This is a genomic window from Streptomyces sp. NPDC024687 (genome assembly GCF_055559055.1).
Genome location: NZ_JBVHLJ010000004.1, coordinates 67,476 through 84,407, shown reverse-complemented (window position 1 = coordinate 84,407; position 16,932 = coordinate 67,476). Strand labels below are relative to the sequence as shown.

Sequence of the window (16,932 nt, the reverse complement as noted above, 5' to 3'; positions counted from 1 at the left end):
GAGGATGGACCGCATGTCTGAGACTCAGAGCCCGCTGCCCCGTCAGGTCGCCGACGCCTACGTCGACGAGCTCATCGCCCTCGATCCGATCACCGGTACCTACCTGGGTGTGAAGGAGAGTTCGAGCAAGCTGCCCGACACCTCACCGGCGGGCCAGGAGGCGCTCGCGGAGCTTCGGCGGACCACGCTGGCCAGGCTCGACGAGGCCGAGCGGCACCCCGGCGCGGACAGCGACATCGAGCGTCGGTGCGGCCGACTGCTGCGGGAGCGGCTGACGGCCGAACTCGCCGTGCACGAGGCCGACGAGGGGCTGCGCGCGGTCGGCAACATGGCCACGCCCGCGCACGAGATCCGTGAGGTCTTCACCGTCACCCCGATGGAGACGGAGGAGGACTGGGCGGCGATCGCCGAGCGGCTGCGATCGGTGCCGACCGCGTACGCGGGCTACCGCGAGTCCCTCCAACTCGGCCTGGACCGCAAGCTGTACGCGGCGCCGCGTCCGACAGCCACCTTCGTCGAGCAGCTCACCGAGTGGGCGGACACCGACGGCAACGGCCGTGGCTGGTTCGAGGACTTCGTCTCGGCGGGCCCCGAATCGCTGCGCGCCGGGCTGGACGAGGCCGCCCGCGCCGCGACCGCCTCCGTGGTGGAGCTGCGCGACTGGATGCGGGACGTGTACACGCCGACGATCGAGGGTGCCCCGAACACCGTGGGCCGGGAGCGGTACGCCCGCTGGGCCCGCTACTTCAACGGCACGGACCTCGATCTGGACGAGGCGTACGCGTACGGCTGGTCCGAGTACCACCGGCTGCTCGGCGAGATGAAGCAGGAGGCCGAGAAGATCCTGCCGGGCGCCGAGACGCCGTGGGTGGCGCTGGCCCACCTCGACGAGCACGGCACGCACATCGAGGGTGTCGACGAGGTCCGCGACTGGCTCCAGGGTCTGATGGACCAGGCGATCGACTCGCTGGACGGCACCCACTTCGAACTCGCCGAGCGGGTGCGGAGGGTGGAGTCGTGCATCGCCCCGCCCGGCGGCGCGGCCGCCCCGTACTACACGCCCCCCTCGGAGGACTTCTCGCGGCCCGGCCGCACCTGGTTGCCGACCATGGGGCAGACCCGCTTCCCGGTCTACGACCTCGTCTCGACCTGGTACCACGAGGGCGTGCCGGGCCATCACCTCCAGCTCGCCCAGTGGGCCCATGTCGCGGAGAACCTCTCCCGCTATCAGGCGGCGGTGGGCGGGGTCAGCGCCAACGCCGAGGGCTGGGCGCTGTACGCGGAGCGGCTGATGGACGAGCTCGGCTTCCTGACGGACGCGGAGCAGCGGCTCGGCTATCTCGACGCGCAGATGATGCGGGCCGCCCGGGTCATCGTCGACATCGGCATGCATCTGGAACTGGAGATCCCGGCGGACTCGCCCTTCCACCCGGGCGAGCGGTGGACCCCCGAGCTGGCGCAGGAGTTCTTCGGCGCGCACAGCAGTCGGCCGGCGGACTTCGTGGAGAGCGAGCTGACCCGCTACCTCACGATCCCCGGCCAGGCGATCGGCTACAAGCTCGGCGAGCGGGCCTGGCTGCTGGGCCGGGAGAAGGCCCGCGAGCGGCACGGCGACGCCTTCGACCTCAAGGCCTGGCACATGGCGGCGCTGTCGCAGGGGTCGCTGGGACTGGACGACCTGGTGGACGAACTGGCGCAGCTCTGACGCTCGGGTTCAGGTGACCGACTCGGACCCGTGATCCGGGTCGGTCACCGACCGCAGCCGTCAGTCCGACAGCCGCCGCAACTGCACGAGCCCCAGCCAGGTCTCCGGCCCGGGCCGCACATGTGCGGCGCGTACCGCGTACCGGCCGGGGGCGAGCGAGACCTTCAAGTGGTCTCTGTCGACCGACTCGTTGCCGGGCCAGGCCGCGTCGAAGAGGACGACCGGACCGGGTACCGTCCAGCTCACCTCGGCCTCCCAGACGGCGGTGGCGAGCGCGGCGGGGACCGCCGCGAGGAGTTCGTCCTCGGAGTCGGCGGCACACCACCGTACGAAGGTGTCGTGGTCGGCGAGGTAGGAGGTCGAGGTGGGCTCGTCCCCGAAGACCAGTGCGGCGGAGTCGCCGACCGGCAACAGACCTACCGTGCGGTCGACTTCGCAGGCCCGGTCGTAGTCCGAGACCGTCTCGTCGCCGTCGGCGCCCGCCCAGAAGGGCAGCACCGTCTCCGGCACCGCTATGAGCGGGCCGCCGCCCGACTCGACCCACTCCACCGCGCCCGGCTCCGCGTATCGCACCATGGGCCAGAACCTACACGCACCGGAACCTCGGGGTTGCACCTGCACAGGAACCCCACGTCGGTCTCCGGAACTCAGCAGCCGCAGTCCTGCGAGTCGGCCGGTGCGGTCAACGTGTCGGCGGCGCGCCGCTCGCGGCCCTGCCAGGTCTCGAACGCGAAGCCCTCGCGCACCCAGTACTCGAAGCCGCCGAGCATCTCCTTGACCCGGTAGCCGAGTTCGGCGAGGGCGAGTGCGGCACGGGTGGCGCCGTTGCAGCCCGGGCCCCAGCAGTACGTCACCACGGGGACGGACCTGTCGAGGAGCTGTTCGGCCTGCTCGGGGATGAGGGCGGTGGGCAGGTGGACCGCGCCCCGGATGTGGCCCTGGTCCCAGGCGGCGGTGGAGCGGGAGTCGAGGACCACGAAGCCGGGGTCGCCGTCGGCGGCGAGCGCGGCGGCGACGTCGGACACGTCGGCGTGGAAGGCGAGGCCGGCGCGGAAGTGGGCGGCGGCCTCGGCCGGGGCGGCGGGGGCGACGCGCAGGACGGGGTTCACGGTGAGCGGGTCGGTTGTCGTCATGCCGGAAATCTATGGTCGCTGATCACCGACCTGAAGGGGGATTCCACGGCGTGCACCTTGCCCGGCCGGGGATTGCCCTGCTATCCCTCGGACATGACCGTGTATTCCCCGGACGCCACCGACTGGCGCATTCTCGACGTCCTCCAGCGGGAGGGCCGGGCCAGTTTCGCCGAGCTCGCCCGTGCCGTGTCGATGTCCGCGAGCGCGGTAACCGAGCGGGTGCGGCGGCTGGAGGAAGCGGGCGTCATCCAGGGGTACGCCGCCGTCGTGGACCCCGACCGGCTGGGCCTGCCGATCCTGGCCTTCGTCCGTCTCCGGTACCCCAACGGCAACTACAAGCCCTTCCACGACCTGGTCGCCGTGACGCCCGAGATCCTGGAGGCGCACCACGTGACAGGCGACGACTGCTTCGTCATCAAGGTCGCTGCCCGCTCGATGCGGCACCTGGAGGAGGTGTCGGGAAAGATCGGCACGCTGGGCTCGGTGACCACGAGCGTCGTGTACTCCTCCCCGCTCCCCCGGCGGCCCCTGGGGCGCTGACGTCAGCCTCCGCCGGCCTCAGCTTCCGCCCCGCTGTCTCAGCACCGACCCCGAGCGCCCCTTCACGACCTCCAGCTGAGCGTGGATCCGCCGGCGCAGGTCGGCCACGTGGCTCACGATGCCCACGCTGCGGTCGCGTTCCCGCAACGAGTCCAGGACGTCGAGGACCTCGTCCAGGGTCTGGTCGTCGAGGCTGCCGAAGCCCTCGTCGATGAAGAGGGTGTCGAGCCGGACCCCGCCGGCCTCGTCGGTGACGACGTCCGCGAGGCCGAGGGCCAGGGCGAGCGAGGCGAAGAAGGTCTCGCCGCCCGACAGGGTGGCCGTGTCCCGCTCGCGTCCGGTCCAGGCGTCGACGACGTGCAGTCCGAGTCCGCTGCGGCCACGGCCGCTGCGGTCGTCGGAGTGGACGAGGGTGTAGCGGCCGGACGACATCCGTTGCAGACGCGCCGTCGCGGCGGCCGCCACCTGCTCCAGGCGGGCCGCGAGCACATAGGACTCCAGACGCATCTTGCGTTCGTTGTCGGCCGAGGTGCCGGCGGCGAGCGCGGACAGCCGGGCCACCCGGTCGTACTCCTCGCGCAGCGGTGCCAGCCGTTCGAGGCCGGTGGCCGAGCGGGCGGAGAGCCGGTCGAGTTCGGCGCAGCGCCGGGCGGCCGCGTCCCGCGCGGAGGCGGCCTCGCGGACCCGGCGGCCCGCGTCGGCGGCGGCCCGCTCAGCCCGCGCCACGTCGGCGGGCGGTTGCTGGGCGGCGTCGGCGGTGTCGGTCTCGGCGAGTACGGCCCGTACGGCGGCCTCCTCGGCCTGCCAGGCGTCCAGCCGGTGCTGGAGGTCGCGGTGGGCCGCCTCGTCGAGGAGGGCGGCGGCCGCGGCCTGCGGGGTGTCGAAGCCGGCCCGGAAGGCGGCGTCGGCGAGCCGGGCGTCGGCGTCCTTGAGCCGCTGGGCGGTGTCCTCGGCGACGCGCGCGGTGTCGGCGGCGTCGGTGAGCAGCGCGGCCTGCCGCTCCAGCTGGGCGGCGCGGGTGGCCACACTGTCGGCGGCACCGCGCGCCTGGGTCAACTCCGCTGCCAGGGTGGTGCGTTCCCGGTCCAGGGCGTCCCGGCGGGCGCCGCGGGAGGCGGTGCGCACGGCGGCCTCCTGCTGGGCGGTCAGCCGTTGTTCGCGCTCCCGCTCGGCCTGCCGCAGGTGTTCCGTCGCGGTGTGCAGCGCCGACGCGGCGGTGCGGGCCTGGGCGTACTCGCGCTCCACGTCCTCCGCCTGGACGGCGAGTTCCTCGGTGGAGCTGTCGCCGGCCTCACCCTGGGCGGCGGCCAGCGCCCGCTGGACGAAGGCGAGTCGCCGCTCGGCCTCGGCCCGCTGTTCGTCGGCGTGCTGCGAGCCGGCGAGCGCGCGCTCCTCGGTCTCCCGGTCGACGTGTCCGGCGTCCTTGCGGGCGGGGGCGGGGTGCTCGGTCGCGCCGCAGACCGCGCAGGGCTCGCCGTCGGTGAGCTGTGCGGCCAGCTCGGCGGCGATGCCGTTCAGCCGCCGCTCCTTGACGTCCAGCCAGTCGGCGCGGGCCTTCAGGGCCCGGTCCGTCGCCTCGACGACCTGCTGCTGGGCGTCGTCGGTGTCCCGGGCGAACTGGTCGCGCTGGCGGGCGGCGGCGAGTCGCCTGCGGGCGGGCTCGCGCTGCACGGCCAGCTGTTCGGCGCGGGTGGCCGCCTCCTGGGCGGATTCGACGGCATGCTGAAGACCCGCGCGAGTCTCTTCCCACCCGGTCAGCCATACCTCGGCCTCCTGGAGGATGTCCTCGTCGGAGCGCTCCTGGCGGTCCAGGCCGGCGCGCTCGTCGTCGAGTTCGGCGAGCCGCTGCTCGGCGCGCCGCGCCGCGTCCAGGCCGCCCAGCTCCTCGGCCGCCCGGCGTGCGGCGGTGGCGAGTCCGGCGGCGCCCGCCCCCGCGTAGGTCTCCGGCAGCAGCCCACGCGCGTGTGTCTCGGCCGCGACCGCCCGCCGGTGCTCGGCCTCGGCCGCTTCCCGCAGTTCCAGTGCGGGCGCCACCGCCTCCGCCTTGCGGGCCCGCTCCATCCGGGCCTGCGCCTGGTGGTAGCCGTCGGCGCGCTGTTCGAGCAGCGCAGCCCGCTCGTGCGCCTGGGCGAACCGGCGTTGCAGCCGGTCGACTTCGCGTGCGTCGGCCAGGGCCCGCTCGGCGGCGGCCTGGGCGGACTCCGCGGCACCGAGTCCGCAATGGGCGATCGTCAGCTGCTCACGGGCGGTGCTGCGGGCGACGGCGGCCGCGCTCAGGACGGCCTCGGCGAGACCCGGCTCGCCGGGCGCCAGCTCGGGCAGCTCCATCGCGTCACCGGCGGCCTGCTGCATGCGGTGCGCGTCGGCCAGCAACGCGGCGTCGCCCTCGCGCACCTGTGCCTCGGCGGCGCGGCGTCGCTCGGCCAGTCGCTTCTCGACCTCGGCGAACCGGTGGGTGTCGAAGAGCCGTCCCAGCAGCTTGCCGCGCGCCTCGGCGTCGGCCCGCAGGAAGCGCGCGAAGTCGCCCTGGGGCAACAGCACGACCTGGCAGAACTGTTCGCGGCTCATGCCGAGCAGCTGGGTGATCTCCTCACCGATCTCCTGGTGGGACCGGCTGAGGTCCTTCCAGGCCCCGGCGACCGCGTCGTACTCGCGCAGCCAGCTCTGTGCCTTGTCGAGCGTCGTGCCGGTACCGCGCTTCTTCGGGCGCTCCCAGGGCGGCTGACGGGTGACCTCCAACCGGCGGCCGGCGACGGTGAGTTCGAGGCGGATCTCGGTGCGGGTGCCCGCGGCGGCGTGATCACTGCGCAGCGCCGTCCCCTGGCCGCTCTGCCGGGCGCCCGGCACCGAGCCGTACAACGCGTAGCAGACGGCGTCGAGCACGGAGGTCTTTCCGGCGCCCGTCGGCCCGTGCAGCAGGAACAGTCCGGCCGCCGACAGCTCGTCGAAGTCGACCGTCTGGGAACCGCCGAACGGTCCGAAGGCGGCGATGTCCATCCGGTGCAGCCTCACCGCGCCACCTCCCGCACGGCCTCGTCCGCGCGCACGGTGTCGAACGCGTCCCGCAGCACGGCCTGTTCACGCTCGTCCGGACCCGCGCCGCGCACATGGGCCACGAAGTCCTCGGCGATCTCCTGGTCGCTGCGGCCGGCCAGCCGCCGGGCGTACGACACCTCGGGGTCGTCCGGCGCCCGCTCGGGATCGAACACGAGGCTGAGCGTGTGCGGGAAGCGCTCGCAGAGCCGGGCCATGGGTTCCGCCGGGCGGACCGGGTCGGTGAGGGTCGCCTCCACCCAGGCCTCCTCCTGTGGCACGAGCCGCGGGTCGGCGAGCAGTTCCTCCAGCGTCCCCCGGATCCGGGCCAGCGCCCGCGGCACCGGGCAGTCGACACACTCGGCGGTGACCGCGCCCTCGGCGTCCAGGTCGACCAGCCACGTGCTCTTGCGGTGGTCGGTCTCCGAGAAGGAGTACGGCAGCGGGGAGCCGGAGTAGCGCACGCGCTCGGTGATGGTCTGGCTGCCGTGCAGATGCCCGAGGGCCACGTAGTCGACCCCGTCGAAGACACCGGCGGGCACGGCCGCCACTCCCCCCACGGTGATGTCCCGCTCACTGTCGCTGGCCTCGCCGCCGGTGACGAAGGCATGGGCGAGGACGACGGACCGCGTCCCCCGCGCGCGGGCAGCGAGGTCAGCGCGGACCCGGTCCATCGCGGCGGCGAGCACGGCCTCGTGGCCCGCCCTCTTCACCCCGAACACGTCCTTCACCAGGGCGGGTTCGAGATAGGGCAGGCCGTAGAAGGCGACGTCACCGTGGGTGTCGGAGAGGACCACGGGGGTCCCGCAGGCCGCCGGCTCGGTCCGCAGATGGATGCCGGCGCGCCCGATGAGTCCCGCGCCGACACCCAGGCGGCGGGCGGAGTCGTGGTTCCCGGAGATCATCACCGTCGGCACGCCGAGGTCGGCGAGCCGGTGCAGGGCGTCGTCGAACAGCTCGACCGCGGCGAGCGGCGGCACCGCGCGGTCGTACACGTCTCCCGACACGAGCACCGCGTCCACCCCGTGCTCCCGCACGGTCGCGACGAGGTGACCGATGAACTCGGCCTGGGCCCCGAGCATGTTGACCCGGTGGAACGCCCGGCCGAGGTGCCAGTCGGAAGTGTGCAGCAGTCTCATGATCCCCGACCCTAACGGCCGGGTCTGACATCACGGGCGGTTACTCCCGTATCGACCCGTCATGAGCGGAGGCAGGGAAGGCCGTTATGCCCGAAAAGTGCAACTAGGCGTCTCCGTACGCCTCTCCCCCGAGCGTGAACCCGGCCGCCCCCGCGGTCACGTCCGCCAGCCATCCCCGGAACGCCTCCACGTCCGCGTCCGGCAGGCCGATCTCGATCGTGACCGCCTCGCCGTACCGCACGTCGCGTACCTCGCGTCCGGTCGAGTGCAGGTCGTTCTGCACCTTGCCCGCGCGCTGGTGGTCGACGGTCACCGTGGCGAGGCGGAACCGGCGGCGGGTGAGGGTGCCCACGGCGTCCAGGGCCTCACCGACCGCACCGCCGTAGGCCCTGATCAGCCCGCCCGCGCCGAGCTTGACGCCGCCGTAGTAGCGGGTGACGACGGCGACGACGTACCGCATGTCGCGGCGCAGCAGCATCTGGAGCATGGGGACGCCCGCGGTGCCGCCGGGTTCGCCGTCGTCGCTCGCCTTCTGGATCGCGGCGTCGGCGCCGATGACGTACGCGTAGCAGTTGTGGGAGGCGTCGGCGTGCGCCCTGCGGACGGAGGCGACGAAGTCCTGGGCCTCCTGCTCGGTGGCCGCCGGGGCGAGGGCGCACAGGAAGCGCGAGCGGTTGACCTCGGTCTCGTGCACGCCCGCGCGGGCCACTGTGCGGTACTCGTCCTGCATCCGGTCAGCCTAATCCGTCGGTGAACGCGTCCCGGCGGGCCGGCTCATCGCAGCTTGCCCCGCGGCACCAGCACGGACGTGAGCAGTGCCGTCCCCGGCTCCAGGGCCCGCCAGGACGTGCCGTGCCAGGCCAGCACCGCGATCGCCGAGGTCGGGAACTTCATCCGCACCTCGTCCAGCGCGTCGTCGACGCCGTCCCCGGCCAGGGTGAGGACCAGGTCCTCCAGGCCGGGGTTGTGTCCGACGAGGAGCAGGGTCGCGACCTCGGGAGGCGTCCCGTGCACGGCGGCCAGCAGCTCCGGTACGTCGGCTCCGTACAACTCGGGGTCGAGCCGTACCGGCGGTGGGGTGTCCCACTGGGCGGATGCCAGTTCCCAGGTGTGCCGGGCGCGTACGGCGGTGGAGCACAGGACGAGGTCGGGCAGCAGGCCGGAGGCGGCGAGGACACGGCCCGCCTCCGGCGCGTCCCGGCGGCCGCGGGGCCCGAGGGGGCGTTCATGGTCGGCGACACCCTCGGGCCATGCGGACTTGGCGTGTCTCAGCACGACCAGACGGCGTGGCGGGCCCGCTCCGGTGCGCTCGGTCATGCCGGTGATCCCAGGTCACGGGTGAGCTCGAGACCGAGCAGCCGGTCCGCGTAGGCGTAGGTCTCGAAGCGGGCGCCCTCCGGCAGCTCCGACTCCTCGACCCAGCGCAGCACGCGCAGCACCTCGGGTACGTCCAGGTCGTCCTCCCAGGCGGTGCGGAGCCGTCCGCGCACCTCGTCGGGGACGGGCCGGGAGGGATGCCGGGCCCAGGCGGCGACGGCCCGGCGCCAGCGCAGGAGGATGCCGCGGGCCTCGGACAGGGCCGCCTCGTCGAGCCGTGCGGGCGTGCTCCGGGGCGGGGTGAGCAGGGCGAGGCGGACCTCGGCGGGGTCGGCGCCGTGCGGGACGTCCGGCGTCTCGACGGGCGCGACGGCGATCCGGACCCCGTCCGGAGCCGCACCGCTCTCCCCCACCACATGGACGGCCTGGGACTCTCCCCAGCCGGGACCGACGTCCCGGCGGTCCTCGAAGGGCCGGATGCCCAGGGCGGCGGCGCCCGCCTGCAGCTCCGCCTGTCCGCGGTCGCCGGTGAGCAGCGCCCACACGGGCGTCCCGCCGATTTCCAGGGCCCGGACGAGGAGATCGGCGACGAGCAGGATGCGGAGGGCGGAGGCGTCGTGGCCCGGCACATGGGCTTCGACTCGGGTCAGGCCCCTGCGGGCGGGGACGGCGTCTACGGGCCGGCCGGTTCGGGCGTCTGTGATGCGCAGCACGGGGTGAGCGTAGGCGGGCGGAGGGCCGCGCGCAGGTGACTGGCCGGTATTCCGGACACGGTGACGGAATCGGACCCACCGGCGCCGACGGCGGAGTAGGGGCCCCGACCGGGAAGACCCGGCCGGCGGCCTGTGTTGCCTCCCATGGCACAGTTCCCCCTTCTCCAGGAGATCCGACGTGTACGGCGACCCAGCGACGATCCGCAAGATCCTCACCGAACTCGGCGACACCTGGGCCGTCGTGGGCCTGTCGTCGAACCAGCGGCGCGCGGCCTACGGCGTCGCCGCGGTCCTCCAGCGCTACGGAAAGCGGATCGTGCCGGTCCACCCCAAGGCGGAGACCGTGCACGGTGAGCGGGGATACGCCTCCCTCGCGGACATCCCCTTCGACGTGGACGTGGTCGACGTGTTCGTGAACGCCGACCTCGCCGGAGCGGTGGCCGACGAGGCCGTGGCGAAGGGCGCGAAGGCCGTGTGGTTCCAGCTGGACGTCATCGACGAGGCGGCCTACGACCGCACTCGCGCCGCCGGCCTCGACATGGTCATGGACAGGTGCCCGGCGATCGAGATCCCCCGCCTGGGCTGAGCCCTCCGCCGCATCACCGAAATCCCGGCAAGCGCCGGGGCGCCGACATAATGACCGGGTGACCTCACACGCCGACTCCGGTGCGCCACAACGCTTTCCCGTCGTGACAGTCGGTGCCGGGCCCGCCGGGCTGACGATCGGCAACATCCTGCGGGCCGCGGGCGTGGACTGCCTCGTCCTGGAGGTGGAGACCCGCGCGTTCATCGAGCAGCGGCCGCGCGCGGGCGTCCTCGAGGAGTGGGCCGTACGGGGTCTGCAGCGGCGCGGTCTCGCCGACACCCTGCTGGAGCGCGCCCGGTTGCACACCGAGTGCGAGTTCCGCTTCGCCGGCGAGCGCTTCCGCTTCGCGTACGGCGAGCTGACGGGACAGCACCACTTCGTCTACCCGCAGCCCCTGTTGGTCACGGACCTGGTCCGCGAGTACGCCGACGTACGCGGCGGCGAGATCCGCTTCGGTGTGCAGGACATCCGGCTGCACGACCTGGAGACGCCCCGGCCGTCCGTGTCGTACACCGATGGCACGGGTGAACGGCACCTGGTCGAGTGCGAGTTCGTGGCCGGCTGCGACGGGGCCCGCGGGGTGACCCGCACGGTCCTGCCCGGGACCACGAACATCGCCCGCCACGACTACGGCATCGGGTGGCTGGCGCTGCTCGCCGAGGCGCCGCCGTCCTCCGGCTGCGTCCTGTTCGGCATCCACCCGAACGGTTTCGCCGGGCACATGGCCCGCAGCCCCGAGGTCACCCGCTACTACCTGGAGTGCCCGCCCGGCGACGACCCCGAGAACTGGCCCCACGACCGCGTCTGGGCCGAACTCCAGCAGCGCCTGGGCGCGGACGGCACCCCGCCGCTGGCCGAGGGCCGGCTGATCGAGAAGCGCGTCCTCGACATGCACAACTACGTGGTCGAGCCGATGACGTTCGGCCGCCTCTTCCTCGCGGGGGACTCCGCCCACCTCACCGCGCCCATAGCGGCGAAGGGCATGAACCTCGCCCTGCACGACGCCTTCCTGCTCGGCGACGCGCTCGTCGCCTACCTCGGCAAGGGCGACGGGAGCGGTCTCGACGGCTACTCGGAGGCCTGCCTGCGGCGCGTGTGGGACTACCAGGAGTTCTCCCAGTGGCTCTCCGAGGTCTTCCACGGCGCCTCGTCGGGCGACGAGTACCGCGCGGGCACCACCTTCGCCCGCCTCCGCCGCCTGTTCACCTCACCCGTGGCGGCCGCCGCCTTCGCGGAGCAGTACCTCGGTACGGCGGCCGCGTACTGATCCCTCAGTCGTGCACCGGCCGGTCGCTGAGCCGGTGGTCCGCCACGTTCAGGGCCTCGTCGACGAGCCGGCGCAGATGGCCGTCGCGCAGGGTGTAGATGACCCGGCGCCCCTCCTTCCGCGTGTTCACCAGTCCGGCCAGTCTGAGCCGCGCCAGGTGCTGACTGACGGCGGGCCGGGCCGCCCCGCACGCCTCCGTGAGCGTCGTGACATCGGCCTCTCCCCCGGTCAGAGCGTGCAGCAGGGTGAGGCGGGTGCGGTCGCCGAGCAGGGCGAGGATCTCGGCGGCGAGCGCGAACTGCTCCTCGCCGGGGGTGCGCGGGTGCGCATCGTGTGCAGTTGATAGGTGCATGCGTGCGCTCATACGCACATAATGGCTCCGTGGGCGCGGTACGTCCACCACCGGCGCACATCGGAAGGGGCACCACGTGAGCGACCACGACCACGGGCATCACCATCACCACGCCCATGAACACCGGCGCGGTGTCCGCCACCGCCTCGCCCATCTCCTCACCCCCCACTCCCACGAGACCGCCGACAAGCTCGACTCCGCCCTGGAGTCCTCCGCCCGCGGCATGCGCGCCCTGTGGGTCTCGCTGGCGGTGCTGGGAGTCACGGCCCTGGCGCAGGCGGCCGTCGTCGCCGTGTCCGGGTCCGTCGCGCTGCTCGGTGACACGGTGCACAACGCGGCGGACGCGCTGACCGCCGTACCGCTGGGCATCGCCTTCGTGCTGGGCCGGCGTGCGGCCACCCGCCGTTTCACGTACGGCTACGGACGAGCCGAGGATCTCGCGGGCATCGTGATCGTGCTGACGATCGCCGCGAGCGCGGCCTTCGCGGGGTGGGTGGCGATCGACCGGCTGCTCGATCCGCGTCCCGTGGCGCACGTCCCGGCGGTCGCCGCGGCCGCGCTGGTGGGCTTCGCGGGCAACGAGTGGGTCGCCCGCTACCGCATCCGGGTGGGCCGGGACATCGGCTCGGCGGCGCTGGTGGCGGACGGACTGCACGCCCGCACCGACGGGTTCACCTCACTGGCCGTGCTCGTCGGGGCCGGCGGCTCGGCCCTCGGCTGGCAACTCACCGACCCGATCGTGGGATTGGCGATCACGGCCGCGATCGCGCTGGTCCTGCGGGACGCGGCGCGCGAGGTGTTCCGGCGGGTGCTCGACGCCGTCGACCCGGATCTCGTGGACCGGGCCGAGGGCGCGCTGCGGGAGGTCGAAGGGGTGCGCGGGGTGGGCGAGTTGCGGTTGCGCTGGATCGGGCACCGGCTGCGCGCGGAGGTGGCGGTCGTGGTGGACGGGGAGATGACGGTACGTCAGTCGCACGCGGTCGCCGTGGCGGCCGAGCACGCCCTGCTGCACGCGGTGCCCCGCCTCACGGCAGCCCTGGTGCACGCCGATCCGGACCCGGCCCCGGGCGAGGCGGACCCGCATCACGCCCTCGCCCACCACGCCACTCCGGCCTGAGGTCGGGAGGCGGCCGTCCGGTCAGGTGGCGCAAGCCTGGTCAGGCGACGCCGAGCCCCTCCAGCACCACGGCTCCCGGGAGCTCCGCGAACGCCTTGCCCGGAACGAGCAGCTTCCCGCGCCGACGCCCGCTGCCGACCAGGACGTACGGCAGGTCGACCACCGCCGAGTCGATCAGCAGCGGCCAGTCGGCGGGGAGTCCGACCGGGGTGATGCCGCCGTACTCCATGCCCGTCTCCCCCGTCGCCGTGTCCATCGAGGCGAACGACGCCTTGCGGGCGCCGAGTTGGCGGCGGACGGCCCCATTGACGTCGACCCGGGTGGTGGACAGCACCACGCACGCGGCGAGGGTGGACTCGCCGCCGCGCTTGCCGGCCACCACCACACAGTTCGCCGACTGCTCCAGGAGTTCCCGGCCGTAGTGCTCCACGAAGACCGCGGTGTCCGCCCACTGCGGGTCGGTGTCGACGTACACGAGCTGCTCGGCGGGGACGCTGCCGCTCCAGTGGCGTACGGCGTCGGCGACCGGGCGGATCAGCTCGTCGAGGGCGGCGGGGGCGGGGGTGGCGTGGTCGAAGTGTCCGATGGGTGCGTCCATGACGGCACGCTAACAGCCGCTCAGGACACGCCCGGTACCGAGACCGCCAGCATCCACTGCGCGGGCACGTCGCCCTGATTGGCGTACACGTGCTCGGCGTTGGCCTCGAAGGTGACGCTCGCCCCGGCGGGGATCCGGTGCTCGACGCCGTCGACGGTCAGGGTCATCTCGCCCTCCGTGACATGCAGGATCTCGACCGTCCCGGCGGGGTGCGGGTCCGACCTGCTGCTCTCGCCCGGCATCATCCGCCACTGCCACATCTCCAGCGGGCCGGGGGCGTCCGCGCCCGCGAGCAGCCGGCTCCAGCTGCCCGCGTCCGTGCTCCACAGCCGCACCACCTGCTCGGGCGGGACGATCCGCACCTTCGGGCCCTGCTCGTAGTCGAGGAGCGTGGTGATGCTGATGCCGAGGGCGTCGCCGATCTTCACGACCGTGCCGAGGCTGGGGTTGGTGCGGGCCTGCTCGATCTGGATCAGCATGCCCCGGCTGACCCCGGCCCGGGCGGCGAGGGCGTCCAAGGTGAAGCCGCGCTCGGTCCGCCAGCGCTTGACGTTGCGCGCCAGGGACTGGGTCAGCAGGTCGAGGTCCGACACATCACGTCCAATATTCTGTATGACACAGTGCAACTGAATGAACTACGGTGGGGTGCACCCGATCGTTCACCGAACTGTACTGCGAGGCGAGCCGTGACAGCATTCTTCGCCCTGGCCACCAGCCTGTTGTGGGGCCTGGCCGACTTCGGCGGCGGGGTGCTGACCCGGCGGCTCCCGGCGCTCACGGTGGTGGTGGTCTCGCAGGCGATCGCGGCGGGAGTGCTCGGGGCGATCGTGGTGGCGACGGGCGGCTGGAGCGAGGCAGGTCCCCGGCTGTGGTTCGCGTTCGCCGCGGGGCTGGCCGGACCGGTCGCCCTGATCTGCTTCTACAAGGCGCTCGCGCTGGGCCCGATGGGGGTCGTCTCCCCGCTGGGCACGCTGAGCGTGGCGGTCCCGGTCGGGCTCGGTCTCCTCCTCGGCGAGCGTCCCGGGCCGGTGCAGGCCGCGGGCATCGCGGTGGCCGTCACCGGAGTGGTCCTGGCGGGCGGCCCACAGTTGCGCGGAGCTCCGGTGCAACGCCGGGCGATCGTCCTCACCCTGATCGCGGCGCTCGGTTTCGGCACGGTGTTCGCCCTGATCGCGGAGGCGTCCACGACCGTGACCGGCCTGTTCCTGGCCCTGTTCGTGCAGCGCGCGGTCAGCGTGGCGGCAGGGGGCGCCGCGCTGTATGTCTCGATGCGACGGGGCACCCCCGCCCTGCCGACCACCGGCTTCCCCTGGCCGTCCCTCCCCGCGCTCGCCTTCGTCGGCCTCGCGGACGTGGCGGCGAACGGCACGTACTCGGTGGCCGCCCAGCACGGCCCGGTCACCGTGGCCGCCGTCCTCGCCTCGCTCTACCCGGTGGTCACGGCCCTGGCCGCCCGCGGCTTCCTCAGCGAACGCCTCCGCGCCCTCCAGGCGGCAGGCGCAGGCCTGGCCCTCATCGGCACCCTGCTCCTCGCGACGGGCTGACCCGACACCGCGTCTGCTGACCCCCGGCGGGGCCGACGACGGCCGCGGGCCGGGCCACGGTCGGCCCCGATTCGCACCACGTCGAACCGCCCCGCCCACCCATGCCCCAACCGCGCGCGGGCCCGACCCCGGTCAGCACCCCGCTCTTTCGCAACCGACCGCCCCGGCACCACGTCCACCCAATCGGCCGCCCGCGCGTTGACCCCACTGCGGGCCCAACGCGGCCGCGAGCCAGGCCCTGGCCGGCACCACTCCGCCCCTCGCAACCGGCTGACTGCGCACCGCGTCGAGCGGCCCCGCCCACCCCATGGCCCTACGGCGCGCACGGGCGCGGCCCTGGCCTGGACCCTGCTGCTCGCAACAGACCGCCCCGGCACGGCCGCCCGCCTGCCCGCCGACCCCACGGCGGGCACGAGCCTGGCCCCCTACTCACGACAGCCGACCGAGCGCGTCCCCCCTCAGTCCAGCCCCGCCAGTCGCGTCGCCCCGTCCTCGGTCAGTTCGGCGAGCTTCGCCGCTGTCTCCTCGTCCAGGCCGGCCAGGGCGTTGAGCTGTTCCGCCGTGGCTCCCTCGGGTATCGGTACCGGGGCCGGGGTCCTGAGCGGTGGCTGCCAGCCGTCCTCGGCGGTCCATCGGCGTACGACCCGGGCGGGCGCCCCCGCCACCACGGCGTGGTCCGGCACCACACCCCGGACCACGGCCCCGGCGGCGACCACGACGTTCCGTCCGATCCGCGCCCCCGGCAGGATCACCGCGCCCGTCCCGATCCAGCACCCCGGCCCGATCTCCACCGCCTCCATCCGCGGCCACTGCTTGCCGATGGGCTCGTGGGGATCGTCGTAGGAGTGATTCGTGGACGTGACATAGACGTACGGCCCGAAGTAGCAGTCGCTGCCGATGGTGACCGTGGTGTCGGCGATGACGTGGCTGCCGCGCCCGAGCACGACCCCGTCGCCGATGCGCAGGATCGGCTCGGGACCCAGGTCGAGGTCGGGCATCAGGCCGGCGGTCAGGGTGACCTGCTCGCCGACGATGCAGTGGGAACCGACGTGGATCCACGGCTCACCGAACACCGTGCCGAGCGGAAACGCCAGCCGGGTGTGCGCCCCCAGCGCGCCGAAGCGGAAGCGCCCCGGGCGCTCGGCGGTGACGGAGCCCGTGCGCTGCACCCAGGCCCAGCCCGCGTGGACGGCACGCTGAACGAGACGGCCCCGCCAGGATGAGAACGTGTTCTTACTCTTCGGCACGACCTCACCGTACTGAGCACACACCGCCCGCATGAGCCCGACGGCTTGTGATCTGCGCCCCACCGGGTGGCGTACGGTTCGGGGACATCACGAACCAGGAGGCGAAATGGCGCACAAGGCGTTGATCACGGGCATCGGCGGAAGAGAACCGAAGATCGACGAGGAGGCCTTCGTCGCGCCCACCGCGTCGGTGATCGGTGACGTGACGCTCCAGGCGGGGGCGAGCCTCTGGTACGGCGCGGTGGCCCGCGGCGACGTAGAACGCATCTCAGTCGGCGCCCGGAGCAACATCCAGGACAACTGCACCCTGCACGCCGACCCCGGGTTCCCGGTGACGATCGGCGAGCGGGTGTCGGTGGGGCACAACGCCGTCGTCCACGGCGCGACGGTCGAGGACGACTGCCTGATCGGCATGGGCGCGACGGTGCTCAACGGTGCGGTGATCGGGGCGGGTTCCCTGGTGGCGGCCCAGGCACTGGTACCGCAGGGCATGCAGGTCCCGCCCGGTTCGCTGGTGGCGGGTGTGCCGGCGAAGGTGCGCCGGGAGCTGACGGAGGAGGAGCGTCAGGGGGTCACCCTGAACGGAACGCTCTACGCGGACCTGTCCAAGGCCCACAGCGAGGTGCACGAGGCGCCGTAGG

At 73.4% G+C, this 16,932-nt stretch carries 18 protein-coding genes; 7 read left to right on the top strand and 11 right to left on the bottom strand.

Features of this window, described 5'->3' with window-relative positions:
• The first annotated feature begins 13 nt into the window (after positions 1–13).
• The gene (locus ACZ39I_RS17095) at positions 14–1,705 is read left to right on the top strand and encodes a DUF885 domain-containing protein (RefSeq protein ID WP_467245187.1); all 1,692 of its coding nucleotides are present in this window, start codon (positions 14–16) and stop codon (positions 1,703–1,705) included.
• A 60-nt stretch (positions 1,706–1,765) separates the two neighbouring features.
• On the opposite strand, the gene ACZ39I_RS17090 is transcribed toward ACZ39I_RS17095, so the two are convergent.
• Positions 1,766–2,281 (bottom strand): immunity 21 family protein, encoded by a 516-nt coding sequence (locus ACZ39I_RS17090; protein ID WP_467245186.1) that lies wholly within the window; start codon positions 2,279–2,281, stop codon positions 1,766–1,768.
• A 71-nt stretch (positions 2,282–2,352) separates the two neighbouring features.
• Positions 2,353–2,838 (bottom strand): rhodanese-like domain-containing protein, encoded by a 486-nt coding sequence (locus ACZ39I_RS17085; protein ID WP_467245185.1) that lies wholly within the window; start codon positions 2,836–2,838, stop codon positions 2,353–2,355.
• A 93-nt stretch (positions 2,839–2,931) separates the two neighbouring features.
• Between ACZ39I_RS17085 and ACZ39I_RS17080 the strand changes: the two genes are divergently transcribed.
• Positions 2,932–3,378: an Lrp/AsnC family transcriptional regulator gene (locus ACZ39I_RS17080; RefSeq protein ID WP_352387048.1), complete on the top strand. Its 447-nt coding sequence runs from the start codon at positions 2,932–2,934 to the stop codon at positions 3,376–3,378.
• An 18-nt stretch (positions 3,379–3,396) separates the two neighbouring features.
• Here ACZ39I_RS17080 and ACZ39I_RS17075 read toward each other — a convergent pair whose 3' ends face one another.
• The 5 genes from ACZ39I_RS17075 to ACZ39I_RS17055 form a co-directional block, all read right to left on the bottom strand.
• On the bottom strand, positions 3,397–6,390 hold the full coding sequence (locus ACZ39I_RS17075; RefSeq protein WP_467245184.1) for an AAA family ATPase: 2,994 nt from the start codon (positions 6,388–6,390) through the stop codon (positions 3,397–3,399).
• A complete protein-coding gene (locus ACZ39I_RS17070) occupies positions 6,387–7,550 on the bottom strand; it encodes an exonuclease SbcCD subunit D (protein ID WP_467245183.1) in 1,164 nt (387 codons plus the stop codon). The genes ACZ39I_RS17075 and ACZ39I_RS17070 overlap by 4 nt, the downstream gene beginning before the upstream one ends.
• A gap of 103 nt (positions 7,551–7,653) precedes the next feature.
• Entirely contained in the window at positions 7,654–8,280 is a 627-nt protein-coding gene (locus ACZ39I_RS17065) for a YigZ family protein (RefSeq protein WP_467245182.1), read from the bottom strand.
• A gap of 44 nt (positions 8,281–8,324) precedes the next feature.
• On the bottom strand, positions 8,325–8,867 hold the full coding sequence (locus tag ACZ39I_RS17060; RefSeq protein WP_467245181.1) for a SixA phosphatase family protein: 543 nt from the start codon (positions 8,865–8,867) through the stop codon (positions 8,325–8,327).
• Positions 8,864–9,580, bottom strand: a complete 717-nt coding sequence (locus tag ACZ39I_RS17055) for a hypothetical protein (RefSeq protein WP_467245180.1) — start codon at positions 9,578–9,580, stop codon at positions 8,864–8,866. The genes ACZ39I_RS17060 and ACZ39I_RS17055 overlap by 4 nt, the downstream gene beginning before the upstream one ends.
• Before the next feature lie 178 nt (positions 9,581–9,758).
• Here ACZ39I_RS17055 and ACZ39I_RS17050 point away from each other — a divergent pair, with 178 nt between their 5' ends.
• Both ACZ39I_RS17050 and ACZ39I_RS17045 read left to right on the top strand, forming a co-directional pair.
• On the top strand, positions 9,759–10,166 hold the full coding sequence (locus ACZ39I_RS17050) for a CoA-binding protein (RefSeq protein WP_467245179.1): 408 nt from the start codon (positions 9,759–9,761) through the stop codon (positions 10,164–10,166).
• 58 nt (positions 10,167–10,224) lie between these two features.
• Positions 10,225–11,433 (top strand): 4-hydroxybenzoate 3-monooxygenase, encoded by a 1,209-nt coding sequence (locus ACZ39I_RS17045; RefSeq protein WP_467245178.1) that lies wholly within the window; start codon positions 10,225–10,227, stop codon positions 11,431–11,433.
• Between the two features lie 4 nt (positions 11,434–11,437).
• On the opposite strand, the gene ACZ39I_RS17040 is transcribed toward ACZ39I_RS17045, so the two are convergent.
• Complete coding sequence (locus tag ACZ39I_RS17040) at positions 11,438–11,797, bottom strand: ArsR/SmtB family transcription factor (protein WP_352387062.1); 360 nt, start codon at positions 11,795–11,797, stop codon at positions 11,438–11,440.
• A gap of 64 nt (positions 11,798–11,861) precedes the next feature.
• Between ACZ39I_RS17040 and ACZ39I_RS17035 the strand changes: the two genes are divergently transcribed.
• A complete protein-coding gene (locus ACZ39I_RS17035; protein ID WP_467245177.1) occupies positions 11,862–12,902 on the top strand; it encodes a cation diffusion facilitator family transporter in 1,041 nt (346 codons plus the stop codon).
• A gap of 40 nt (positions 12,903–12,942) precedes the next feature.
• Here ACZ39I_RS17035 and ACZ39I_RS17030 read toward each other — a convergent pair whose 3' ends face one another.
• Together ACZ39I_RS17030 and ACZ39I_RS17025 are read right to left on the bottom strand one after the other, a co-directional pair.
• Entirely contained in the window at positions 12,943–13,500 is a 558-nt protein-coding gene (locus ACZ39I_RS17030; RefSeq protein WP_467245176.1) for a YbaK/EbsC family protein, read from the bottom strand.
• Between the two features lie 20 nt (positions 13,501–13,520).
• On the bottom strand, positions 13,521–14,093 hold the full coding sequence (locus tag ACZ39I_RS17025) for a helix-turn-helix domain-containing protein (RefSeq protein WP_467245175.1): 573 nt from the start codon (positions 14,091–14,093) through the stop codon (positions 13,521–13,523).
• Between the two features lie 93 nt (positions 14,094–14,186).
• On the opposite strand from ACZ39I_RS17025, the gene ACZ39I_RS17020 reads away from it, so the two are divergent.
• The gene (locus tag ACZ39I_RS17020; RefSeq protein WP_467245174.1) at positions 14,187–15,044 is read left to right on the top strand and encodes an EamA family transporter; all 858 of its coding nucleotides are present in this window, start codon (positions 14,187–14,189) and stop codon (positions 15,042–15,044) included.
• A 458-nt stretch (positions 15,045–15,502) separates the two neighbouring features.
• Here ACZ39I_RS17020 and ACZ39I_RS17015 read toward each other — a convergent pair whose 3' ends face one another.
• Positions 15,503–16,291, bottom strand: a complete 789-nt coding sequence (locus ACZ39I_RS17015) for an acyltransferase (RefSeq protein WP_467245173.1) — start codon at positions 16,289–16,291, stop codon at positions 15,503–15,505.
• A gap of 106 nt (positions 16,292–16,397) precedes the next feature.
• Here ACZ39I_RS17015 and ACZ39I_RS17010 point away from each other — a divergent pair, with 106 nt between their 5' ends.
• A complete protein-coding gene (locus ACZ39I_RS17010) occupies positions 16,398–16,931 on the top strand; it encodes a gamma carbonic anhydrase family protein (protein ID WP_467245172.1) in 534 nt (177 codons plus the stop codon).
• The last annotated feature ends 1 nt before the right edge of the window (position 16,932 follow it).

Coding starts and splice junctions, on each gene's coding strand:
- ACZ39I_RS17010 (WP_467245172.1), top strand. CDS start 16,398: ATGGCGCACAAGGCGTTGATCACGGGCATCGGCGGAAGAGAACCGAAG.
- ACZ39I_RS17095 (WP_467245187.1), top strand. CDS start 14: ATGTCTGAGACTCAGAGCCCGCTGCCCCGTCAGGTCGCCGACGCCTAC.
- ACZ39I_RS17040 (WP_352387062.1), bottom strand. CDS start 11,797: ATGAGCGCACGCATGCACCTATCAACTGCACACGATGCGCACCCGCGC.
- ACZ39I_RS17060 (WP_467245181.1), bottom strand. CDS start 8,867: ATGACCGAGCGCACCGGAGCGGGCCCGCCACGCCGTCTGGTCGTGCTG.
- ACZ39I_RS17080 (WP_352387048.1), top strand. CDS start 2,932: ATGACCGTGTATTCCCCGGACGCCACCGACTGGCGCATTCTCGACGTC.
- ACZ39I_RS17070 (WP_467245183.1), bottom strand. CDS start 7,550: ATGAGACTGCTGCACACTTCCGACTGGCACCTCGGCCGGGCGTTCCAC.
- ACZ39I_RS17030 (WP_467245176.1), bottom strand. CDS start 13,500: ATGGACGCACCCATCGGACACTTCGACCACGCCACCCCCGCCCCCGCC.
- ACZ39I_RS17085 (WP_467245185.1), bottom strand. CDS start 2,838: ATGACGACAACCGACCCGCTCACCGTGAACCCCGTCCTGCGCGTCGCC.
- ACZ39I_RS17065 (WP_467245182.1), bottom strand. CDS start 8,280: ATGCAGGACGAGTACCGCACAGTGGCCCGCGCGGGCGTGCACGAGACC.
- ACZ39I_RS17090 (WP_467245186.1), bottom strand. CDS start 2,281: ATGGTGCGATACGCGGAGCCGGGCGCGGTGGAGTGGGTCGAGTCGGGC.